This is a genomic window from Clostridium moniliforme (assembly GCF_017873235.1).
GTDB lineage: Bacteria > Bacillota > Clostridia > Clostridiales > Clostridiaceae > Clostridium > Clostridium moniliforme.
Genome location: NZ_JAGGJZ010000019.1, coordinates 1 through 6,133 on the forward strand (window position 1 = coordinate 1; position 6,133 = coordinate 6,133).

The following is a 6,133-nucleotide window of genomic DNA, read 5'->3' on the forward strand; positions in this document are numbered from 1 at the left end:
TCTCCTTCATTTATTTTTTTTGCTATTTGATTTAAATTATTTCCTTCTCTTGATAGCTCCAAAAGAATTTCTTTTAATCCATCTACCACAATTATTTTTTTATTTAATGCACTTTTTATTAAATAATCCGTCTGCTTTAATTTTGATTTTTCTACTTTCTTTTTTATTTCTTTATACTCTTTTTCTGTTACATAAAATTTTATTTGCTTATCTCTTTTTCTATTTTCACTCATAAATTTACTCCTTAAAAAAATCTTTGATTTTTAAAATCCGTAGGATTTTCGGTGTGGTCTTGGAGGGCTTTGCCCTAACCCAAGCAAGATAGTAAAACTTGTTTTACGGTCGTATTTGTTGCCCTTTTGGGTACTCAAATACTAATCTTGCATACATATATTATAATTCAATTTTACTCCTAAATTTTGGAGAATTCAACCTAAATATAAAAAGCCTTTTTTCCCCTTAATGACTTCCTAAAATAAATAAAAAAAACTAGTCAAGGGTAATAAAAAAAATATGTTGCTGCTATTAATTCCTGAAAGGATCTTTAGCTGAAACATATTTTTTTTATTAGCGAAGCCTTGCCCATTTACTAATTTTTTATTTGTTTTATTTTCTTGATAAGGGGAAAAAAAACTTTAATTTATTTTCAAAACTTTTTTTATTTTTTAATTTTCTTTCTTCTAAATTTAATTTAATCTTTTAAATTTTTTCTTCTGTAGCTACAGCTCTATCACAAATTTTTTATAATTTTTTTCTCGCTCTTCATAATTTTTTATTTCATTTTCTGTAGCTACACTTAAAATTTCACTAATACTCTTGCCTTTTTCTTTTGCAATTTTTTTAGTTTTTCTTTTTGATCTGATGTAACTCTAACCCTTATAATTTCATTCTTTATAAATTTTGTAGATACAAAAAAAACTCATTTTCATTACTAAAGTAATTCTGTAGATACATAAAAAACCTTTATTTTTATTCTAATTTAGATTTTCTCTCTTTTTAATTTAACTTCTTCGAACTCTATTAAAATTTTTTCTCATTCCTCTTTACTATAACTTTTATATTTTACTTCTTCTTTTTCTAAATAAAGTATTTTCTATCCTAATTTATAACTATCTTAAAACATTAATCTTATAAACTCACATTATAATCTTATTTAAAATACTCGTAAATAAGATTATAATGATTAAAAAATATCTCATTAATATATAACCCCTTCGCGAAGACTTTTCATATTTTTATTGACTTTTAACTTTAAATTCATATAATGGTTTGGTGAATTAGGAAACGGCTCGCTCCCCCCCTCGTAGTACACAAAACATATATTTAACATACTACAAAGGGGATTTGCAAACACTTTTTAATGGTTAATGGCTTGGAGCCATTGAGGTATCCGTATCGCATTCAATCCCGTGGCTTCCAACCACTATGTGTATCACTCTTGCTTAGGTCTAGTTTTATCAAGCATACTACCACGTAACTCTACACACACCCCTAGGAGCTAATGCAAACTCCACTAGGACAGGCACTCCACTACTAAGAAACTATTTTTATTATTCTTAAATAGCTTGTCTAAGAACTAGCTCTTTCCTTCTAACGGAGCTGTTATCGGTGGTAAGCCGATCAGTTTTTTATAGTGTTATTCCTTTAACCACTTACCTAATTTATATTTTAGGATTTTTCAATAATTAAATTATGTTTATTATCAAAAAAAGCTTAGGTACTTTGTACCTAAGCTTGAACATTCTTTAATTTACCTCTTGAAAATTCTTTATCTATTTACTATACTTAATGTATATCAATTGATATCAAATCTTCGGTTGGGCTTGTCCTTAGCTTCTTGGTAGTGTGAGTACCTTGAGTTACAATAAATCGTTTCTCAGGCGATTTATTGAACCGAAATTGAAAAAAACAGCACTAACTTTTAGTGCTTTTTTTTATTCAATTTTTCACTTCGTAATTTCCAGTTCTAATTGAGAATACCTCAAAAAAATTGGAAATTTTATGTCTTAATTTTACGCTTTTTTTGTTATAATGTAAACTATTAATTTTAACTTTATATATTTAATTTATTATTTTTAATCTTTTTAACTATATTTTTTTCTTAATTCTTAAGATTCTTAAGGAATATAATTTTTTATTACAATGTTTATATACACTCACCTAAGTCTACTTGTCTTCAATATTTATTTAAATTGAACTTAATATTCGCACCTTATTTGAATAAACTATTATATAATTACCTTAAAATATTTATATATAAAAGGAGGATTTTTTTAAAATCCTCCTTTTATATATAAATATTTTTCTAAAAAACTCTAAAAAACTAATTTTATAATAATATATTAATCAGGATATCCAGTACTTTCATGCATCCATCCTCTATATCTACCATCTTCTGTTTCAACATTATACCATCCATTTTTATCAGGCAATGGCTTTACTCTCCATAAAACTGTTCCTTTTGGAAATGCCTTTATTATTGCATAATTAGTTCCTGGTCCCTTTCTCAGATTTGCTCCACTTTTAGCAGTAACAATAAATGCTCCAATTTCTTTGCTACTCTCATTATTAACTTCTATTTTAGATTCATTTATCGGTGCTGCATTTACTTTTTCTTCTATTGAATTACTACCAATAACGCCTCCAGTAATTATTGTTCCTAACATAATTACTGATAATAATTTAGAATACTTCATTATCACTCCCCATAAACTTGTAAAATATTTCAACTATATTTTAACATATATTTAAATATTTGTTAATTAAAATCTTATTAAGTTATATTTTTATTTAAATGTCTATACTATATATTAATTAAATTATTTTTTATTTAGGAGGATTATATTGAAAACTTTACTTAAAGTATTTTTTTTATTAATACTTACTTTATCATTTGTTAGTTGTAATATTTCTAATGATAAACTTAATAAATCTACTTCAAAAGATGAAAACTTTATATCTAAAAACAATGATAAAAAAATAGAAGATAATAAAATCACTCAAGTTCCCAATACAAAAGAAATAATTGAATTTTTATGTTCTGATGAAATCAAAAGTAGGGAAGCAGGAACTGAAGGCAATAAAAAAACAACTAAATATTTAGAAAAAATATTTAATGAACTCGATCTAGAATACGTCTTTAATAATTCATACTTAAATACTTTCAAATACAAATCTGAAAATGAAAAAATAGAAGAAGCCAGTAATGTTGTAGGCAAAATTTCAGGTAATAATTCTAAAAAAGCTATAATACTTACTGCACATTTTGATGCATGGTTTAATGGTGCTCTTGATAATGCTTCAGGAGTTGCAAGTACAATTAATATAGCTAACTCTTTGAAAGAATATTCTAAATCTAATTCTTTAAATTATGATATAGTATTTTGTTTAACTAATTTAGAAATGAACCGTTTTAAAGGTAGTGAAGCCTTTATTAAAGATATAAAAGATGTATATGATGAAATGTTTAACATTAATATAGATTGTATTGGTGTAAATAATAATAAACCTATGGCTATAAAAAATTTAAGTAAAATAGATATCTCTCAAAAATTATATGATTTACTTAAAGAAACATATGATGAGTATGGTGTTAAGCATATGGATACATTTTCTACACCTAAAACTCGAATGGCATTTGAGCGAAATCAAGGGGTTAGTGATTATATAAGTTTTGAAAAAGCTAACATTCCTAATATGCAAATAGCCCAAATAGGAATACAGGATTATATATTAAATGAAAATGATACTCCTAAAAATTTAGACATAGACTTAATAAATAAAATTTCAAAATCAATTATATCTTTAATAAAAAAATTTAATTAAATAAATCCTATTAAAAGTAAATTTAATAGAATTAAAAAAATCAAACTTTGAAAAGTTTTCCCAGTTTATGATAAGAGCATAAGGAGAAACAGCTCCCAAATAAGTTGCTAGGCTAGGCAAAGCCTAGCATTTCAATGGTGACAAGAAATTTTCCAAATGCCCACATTTTGCCCAAAAGCAACCCACTAAATGCCCACGAAATACCCTTACTTTACCCAATAGATTATATAATCAACCATTATTACCTAATTCAATTTTATTTCCTCCAAAAACTTTTTTTACTTTTCAATTTACGTTCTTCTAAATTATTCTTTAAGCTTTGAATTTTTTCTTCTGTAGCTACAACTCTTTCACAAATTTTTTCATAAATTTTTTGTTTCTCTTCATAATTTTTTATTTCATTTTCTGTAGCTACACTTAAAATTTCACTCATACTCTTGCCTTTTTCTTTTGCAATTTTTTTTAGTTTTTCTTTTTGATCTGATGTAACTCTAACCCTTATAATTTCATCTTTTATAACTTTTGTAGCCACAAAAAAACCTCACTTTCATTACTGAATTAATTCTGTAGCTACACAAAAAAACCTTTATTTTAATTTAAATTTTTCTCTATTTTTAATTTTAACGCTTCAAGCTCTATTAAAATTTTTTCTTGTTCCTCTTTACTATAACTTTTATATTTTATTTCTCCTTTTTCTGAATCCATATAACAAATAGGGGTATAATCATTACTCTTTTCTATTAATTTAATATTCCTGCTATCAAAACACATATTGTCGCAAATATTCTCATATTTCTTTCACTTACTTTTTTCATAAATTTTTCTCCTTACTTTTAAAAAAATAATATATATATAATAATTAAAAATAATATTGGTGTGATTATCAAGTTTATATACACTAAATAATCAATGATCTTATGCCTATCAAAATAACTTTTTACTTCTCTATCTGCTTTATTTTTTACTTTCTCTGTTTCTTCTACTATTTCCTTTAACTTATTTCCACTTCTTATTACATTTTCTTTTAATGTTTCATTGGTTTTTTCTACTACCTTTATTGAATTATCTCTCAATGTTAAAACCTCTTGTTTTATATTTTCTCCCATCTTCTCTAACTCTCTGTTCAAGCTCTTTTCTAGCATTTTGTTGCTCTCTTCTAATTCTCTCACTCTCTTCTCTTGCTCGTTGATCTTCTTCTCTTGCTTTAATAGAAAATTGTTTTGCTCCTCTTTCAATTTCTCCAATACTTCCATATACTCTGTTAAAGTTTCCTTCAAAAGGCTGTTTTCTAGTTCCTGTTTGCTTATTTTGTTCAGCTCCTTCAACTGTTCTCTTGCTGATATTTTTTTCTCTTCCTCCATTATTTCTTTCGCTGATTGTCCTGTCTGTTTGTTTATTAAGCTCATTTAAAACACTCTCCTTTGTATAATTTTCACCTAATCTTTTCCCTCTTACTGCTCTATTTTGTGTTGGGTGCTTATAACTTATTGTATTTTTAGTTACCCTAGTTTCTACATCATATTTTTCTTTTAAGTTTTCTCTAAACTCTTCTAAATTTTTTGATTTTTTTAATTCAAGTTCTATTACTTCTCTAAGTTCTCCTTTCCAAGTTTCTTGACCTCTTTTCTCAATTCTATATTCTCCATCAGTTTTAAAAATCGAACTTTTTTTATTTAAATCTATTTTTTTTAAATGTTCTCTTTCACAAATTTTATTACTTTCTATTTTCATTTTTTCTAATTTTTTTGGACTTATCTGAAGCTTTTTTCCGTCCTCAATACTTACAGAATTTATTAAAAAATGATTATGGATATGTTCTTTATCTATGTGAGTTACTAAATAAATTTGGTATCCTTTTATATTTTTTTCTATCCATTCTTTACCGATTTCATGAGCTTTTTCAGGAGTTATTTTATCTGTTTTACTAAATGCTTGTGTGTAATGATAATATTGTTTTCCTTCTTTTTTGTTGTACATTTCTTTTACTATATTAAATTCTTTTTCAATATTATCAGTAGTACAATTAATTCCCTCTTTTAATTTTTCTAATGTTTTACCTTCTTTTTCTAAATACTTTAATTGATTTTTTAAACTTTTCGTTCCTGGTAAACACCTTATTATTGCCATTATTTTTTTACTCTCCTTTTAAAATTTTCTCAATTAAATCCCATAGCTCCATTAGATTTTTTTTCATTTCTTTTATATCTGTTTGCTCTCCTTCATTTATTTTTTTTGCTATTTGATTTAAATTATTTCCTTCTCTTGATAGCTCCAAAAGAATTTCTTTTAATCCATCTACCACAATTAT

Annotated in this window: 7 protein-coding genes; 1 reads left to right on the plus strand and 6 read right to left on the minus strand. The window is 25.5% G+C overall.

Translation table 11 applies throughout. The features are described 5' to 3' along the window. Together J2Z53_RS12600 and J2Z53_RS12605 are read right to left on the minus strand one after the other, a co-directional pair. A partial coding sequence (locus J2Z53_RS12600) for a plasmid mobilization protein (RefSeq protein WP_209797812.1) occupies positions 1 to 233 on the minus strand: 233 nt, incomplete at its 3' end. 2,109 nt (positions 234 to 2,342) lie between these two features. Continuing rightward, entirely contained in the window at positions 2,343 to 2,696 is a 354-nt protein-coding gene (locus J2Z53_RS12605; protein WP_209797813.1) for an SH3 domain-containing protein, read from the minus strand. Between the two features lie 148 nt (positions 2,697 to 2,844). Here J2Z53_RS12605 and J2Z53_RS12610 point away from each other — a divergent pair, with 148 nt between their 5' ends. After that, the gene (locus J2Z53_RS12610; protein WP_209797814.1) at positions 2,845 to 3,825 is read left to right on the plus strand and encodes a M28 family metallopeptidase; all 981 of its coding nucleotides are present in this window, start codon (positions 2,845 to 2,847) and stop codon (positions 3,823 to 3,825) included. A 256-nt stretch (positions 3,826 to 4,081) separates the two neighbouring features. On the opposite strand, the gene J2Z53_RS12615 is transcribed toward J2Z53_RS12610, so the two are convergent. The 4 genes from J2Z53_RS12615 to mobC form a co-directional block, all read right to left on the minus strand. Continuing rightward, on the minus strand, positions 4,082 to 4,357 hold the full coding sequence (locus tag J2Z53_RS12615; protein WP_209797815.1) for a CopG family transcriptional regulator: 276 nt from the start codon (positions 4,355 to 4,357) through the stop codon (positions 4,082 to 4,084). A gap of 301 nt (positions 4,358 to 4,658) precedes the next feature. After that, entirely contained in the window at positions 4,659 to 4,898 is a 240-nt protein-coding gene (locus J2Z53_RS12620) for a hypothetical protein (RefSeq protein ID WP_209797816.1), read from the minus strand. After that, entirely contained in the window at positions 4,888 to 5,952 is a 1,065-nt protein-coding gene (locus tag J2Z53_RS12625) for a relaxase/mobilization nuclease domain-containing protein (protein ID WP_209797817.1), read from the minus strand. The genes J2Z53_RS12620 and J2Z53_RS12625 overlap by 11 nt, the downstream gene beginning before the upstream one ends. A 7-nt stretch (positions 5,953 to 5,959) precedes the next feature. Next, positions 5,960 to 6,127: a plasmid mobilization relaxosome protein MobC gene (gene mobC, locus J2Z53_RS12630; RefSeq protein ID WP_242830437.1), complete on the minus strand. Its 168-nt coding sequence runs from the start codon at positions 6,125 to 6,127 to the stop codon at positions 5,960 to 5,962. Positions 6,128 to 6,133 lie beyond the last annotated feature (6 nt).